The sequence below is a fragment of the Nocardia farcinica genome (assembly GCF_029867845.1).
GTDB classification, from domain to species: domain Bacteria; phylum Actinomycetota; class Actinomycetes; order Mycobacteriales; family Mycobacteriaceae; genus Nocardia; species Nocardia farcinica_A.
Genome location: NZ_JARWRU010001141.1, coordinates 1 through 3,762, shown reverse-complemented (window position 1 = coordinate 3,762; position 3,762 = coordinate 1). Strand labels below are relative to the sequence as shown.

The window sequence follows — 3,762 nt, the reverse complement described above, 5'->3', positions numbered from 1 at the left end:
TGGCCTTTTAACTGTTTCCCGGGGGCAAAACCCCCCGCGACGCCGATGAACGGCGACAGGGCACGGAAGAACGGCCGCATGCCCGGCACATCGTCGCCGATGCGGTTCACCAGCTCCTGGAACATCTGGATGTGGTTGCACTCCTCGGTCATCTCGTGCAGGCAGTAGCGGAATTCCGGGGAGCCGTTCGGCAGCTTCATGATGTACTGCATCACCCCGCGGATGAGCACACTCTCGAAGGCCGCGCCGACCTTGATGGCGTTGGCGGTGCGCCAGCGGCCGATCTCGATCTGCCGCTCCAGGGGCAACTCCCGGTACCAGCGGGTCGCGCCGAGCGGATCGTGTACCGGGGACAGCACCCAGCGTGGATCCCGCGGGTCGATCGCGAATTCCGGCGCGTCCCAGTCGATGTCGAGATACGGATCGAATCGGCGATACACCGATCCCTCGGAGAGTGTGGCCAGCGCCTCCCGGTACGCCCGGTCGAGCCATGCCGAGCCCGGCCGAGCCGCCGCGCTGTCGGGCGTGGCCGCGCGGGTGGGTGTGTGGCCGGTCGATTCGGACAGCGTCATCGGTGCCTCCTCGTTCCGCCGGCCCGAGGGCCGGACGTGCGCACGCGGGATCGCGTGGTGTGATCCAGAATATATGGGACCGACAGTCCCACACAACACCCGGACCGGCCACCGAGCGCCTCAGCGACGGGCGAGCGTGAGGTGCAGCTCCCGCAGGCCGCGCAGCAGGAAGGTGGGCTCGTACTCGTACCGGCGCGCGTCCGTGGGGCCGTGGAAGGCCTCGTCCACGGCGATTCCGGCGAACCGGTCGAGCAGCCGCTCGAGGGTGATCCGGCCCTCGACTCGCGCCAGCGGCGCCCCCGCGCAGGTGTGCACGCCGCGACCGAAGGCCAGGTGCTCGCGCGCGTTGCGCCGTTCGAGGCGGAATTCGTCGGGCGCCTCGAACTTCCTCGGGTCACGATTGGCCGCGCCGATGCAGATCATCACCACGGTGCCGGCCGGGATGTGCACGCCGCCGATGGTGGTGGTTCGGCGCGCGAGCCGGAAATCGACCTTGGTCGGGCTCTCGACACGCAACGCCTCCTCGATGAACGCGCCGATCAGGCTGCGATCGGCGCGCAGCCGCCGCTGGAGCTCCGGTCGGTCGGCGAGTACCCGCACCGCCGAGCTCAGCAGCTTGGTGACCGTCTCCTGCCCGGCCGCGAACAGGAAGGTGGCGGGCCGGACGACCTCGATGATCTCCGGGAGGGTGCCGTCGGGATAGGGCGTGACCGCCAGCGCGCCGAGCACGTCCGCGCGCGGCTCACGCCTGCGATCGGTCAGATAGCGGGCGAACTTGTCGTCGAGCCATTGCAGCGGATTGCTGCCCACCGGCTCGTGGTCGAGCGCGCCCACCCTGCTGCCCGGCCGCGAACTGCCGGTGAGGGTGAACAAGAACTCGTCGTGGTCGTGCTCCGGGACGCCGAGCAGGTCGGCGATCGCCAGCGTGGCGAACGGCTTGGCGTAGTCGCCGAGGAACTCGCACCGGCCGGAGCCGGTCGCGAGGTCGAGTTGCTCGTCGGCCAGCCGCCAGATGTACTCCTCGTTGTCCTTCAACCGCTTCGGGGTCAGCAGCCGGGCCAGCAGGGCGCGGGCGCGGGTGTGCTCGGGCGGGTCCATGGTGACCATGTGCTCGTGGATCGGGAACCGGTGGCGATACGCCTGGATCTGATCGCCGATGTCGTCGCCCTCTGGCTGGAAGGGCAGCGGCGGGAACGGCCCGCCGATCGATATGCACGCGGAGAAGTGCTCGCTGTCGCGGAAGACCTCGACCGCCTCCTCGTAACCGGTCACCGCGACCACGCCGTGATACGGCTCCCGGAACACCGGATGGCGGCTGCGCAGCGCGTCGAAGTAGTCGTAGGGCTGCTGCGCGATGCCAGGGTCGGAGAAGTAGTCCACCGCCGCGGGATCCGTCATCGGACCCACCACCTTCCGTCCGCGATCGACGCGGATCACCCGGCTGTGCCGATCACCCGGCGACGCTGGGCAGTATTGATCGCTCGATCAAATGTTAAAGTGCCCCATGGGTAGCACGAGGCCGAACGGACGGTCAAGGGTTCGACACGCGGGACGCGGGTGGCGGTGATGGCCGGGCGCAACGGACGCAGGGCGGCCGACGGCGACACCCGGGACAGGCTGATGGCCGCGACGGCCGCGATCATCCGCGAGGAGGGTTACGCGGCCGCGACCTCGCGCCGGGTGGCCGAGCGCGCGGGGGTGCGCTCGGCGCTGGTCTACTACTACTTCCCCACCATGGACGATCTGTATCTGGCCGTCATGCGCACCGGCGCCGAGCACGCGCTGGCCCGCATGCGTAAGGCGCTGTCGGAGCAGGACCCGCTGCGCGCGCTCTGGGTGATCAACAGCGAGGACCGATTCACCCAGCTCAACACGGAATTCATGGCGCTGGCCAACCACAGGAAGGTGATCGGCGCCGAGTTGCGCGCCTACGCCGAACGGGTGCGCGACATCGAGACAGCGGCGGTCACGCTCGTGCTGCGCGCGCACGGCGTCGACACCGAGGCGTTCCCGCCGGTGGCGATGTCGATGCTGCTCACCGGCGCGGCCAGGATGATCTGCAACGAGTCGGCGGTCGGCATGACCCAGGGACACGAAGAGTTGCGCGCCTTCGTCGAGCGCTTCCTCGAGCAGTACCGGATGCCCACCGTCGCCGGCCCGGCGCCCACAGCCACCACCGACACCACCGCGGGCCCGGTGGACCCGGATGATCACCCGTTGACACCCCCCGGCCCCGATGCCACAGTGATTTGATCGTCCGATCAGCGTTCGGGCGTTCGAGCTACGGAACGGGGTGGTCCCATGACAGGGCGGGTCGAGGGCAAGGTCGCCTTCATCAGGGGCGCGGCGCGCGGGCAGGGCCGCAGCCACGCGGTACGGCTGGCGCAGGAGGGCGCCGACATCATCGCCATCGACATCTGTGGTCCGGCGGGTGGCAGCCCGGACATCCCGCACGCCACTCCCGACGACCTGGCCGAGACCGCGGACCTGGTCAAGGGCCTCGGCCGCCGGATCGTGGCAACCCAGGCCGACGTGCGCGACTACGAGGCGGTGCGCGCCGCCGTCGACAGCGGCGTGGAGCAGCTGGGCAGGCTCGACATCATCGTGGCCAACGCAGGCATCGGCAACGGCGGCGCGACGCTGGCCGAGACCAGCGAAGAAGACTGGCAGACGATGATCGACACCAATCTCGGCGGTGTCTGGAAGTCGGTGAAAGCCGGTGTACCGCATCTGATCTCCGGCGGAAACGGCGGTTCGATCATCCTCACCTCCTCCGTCGGCGGCCTCAAGGCCTACCCGCACACCGGGCACTACGTGGCGGCCAAGCACGGCGTCGTCGGCCTGATGCGCACCTTCGCCGTCGAACTCGGCGCGCACTCCATCCGGGTCAACTCGGTGCATCCGACCAACGTGAACACGCCGCTGTTCATGAACGAGGGCACCATGAAACTGTTCCGTCCCGATCTGGAGAATCCGGGCCCGGACGATTTCGCCCCGGTGGCCCAGTTCATGCACACGCTGCCGGTGGGCTGGGTGGAGCCGGTCGACATCAGCAACGCGGTGCTGTTCCTCGCCTCGGACGAGGCGCGCTACATCACCGGCGTCACGCTGCCCGTCGACGCGGGCAGCATGCTCAAATAGGACCATCGCCGAAGGCGCACACCATCGCCGCACGGCCGCACCGATCACC

Annotated in this window: 4 protein-coding genes; 2 read left to right on the top strand and 2 right to left on the bottom strand. The window is 69.2% G+C overall.

The genetic code is table 11. From position 1 onward, the window contains the following. Window positions 1-572, bottom strand: a 572-nt coding sequence (locus tag QH283_RS25440) for an AurF N-oxygenase family protein (protein ID WP_280505463.1), incomplete at its 3' end; no start/stop codon positions are given. Window positions 573-692: 120 nt separating this feature from the next. Next, window positions 693-1,970, bottom strand: a complete 1,278-nt coding sequence (locus tag QH283_RS25435) for a cytochrome P450 (protein ID WP_280505462.1) — start codon at window positions 1,968-1,970, stop codon at window positions 693-695. A gap of 168 nt (window positions 1,971-2,138) precedes the next feature. Here QH283_RS25435 and QH283_RS25430 point away from each other — a divergent pair, with 168 nt between their 5' ends. Together QH283_RS25430 and QH283_RS25425 are read left to right on the top strand one after the other, a co-directional pair. Next, window positions 2,139-2,825 (top strand): TetR/AcrR family transcriptional regulator, encoded by a 687-nt coding sequence (locus tag QH283_RS25430; protein WP_280505461.1) that lies wholly within the window; start codon window positions 2,139-2,141, stop codon window positions 2,823-2,825. A 48-nt stretch (window positions 2,826-2,873) separates the two neighbouring features. Beyond that, window positions 2,874-3,713 carry a mycofactocin-coupled SDR family oxidoreductase gene (locus QH283_RS25425; RefSeq protein ID WP_280505460.1) on the top strand — a complete coding sequence of 280 codons (840 nt, stop codon included), beginning with the start codon at window positions 2,874-2,876 and terminating at the stop codon, window positions 3,711-3,713. Window positions 3,714-3,762: the final 49 nt, after the last annotated feature.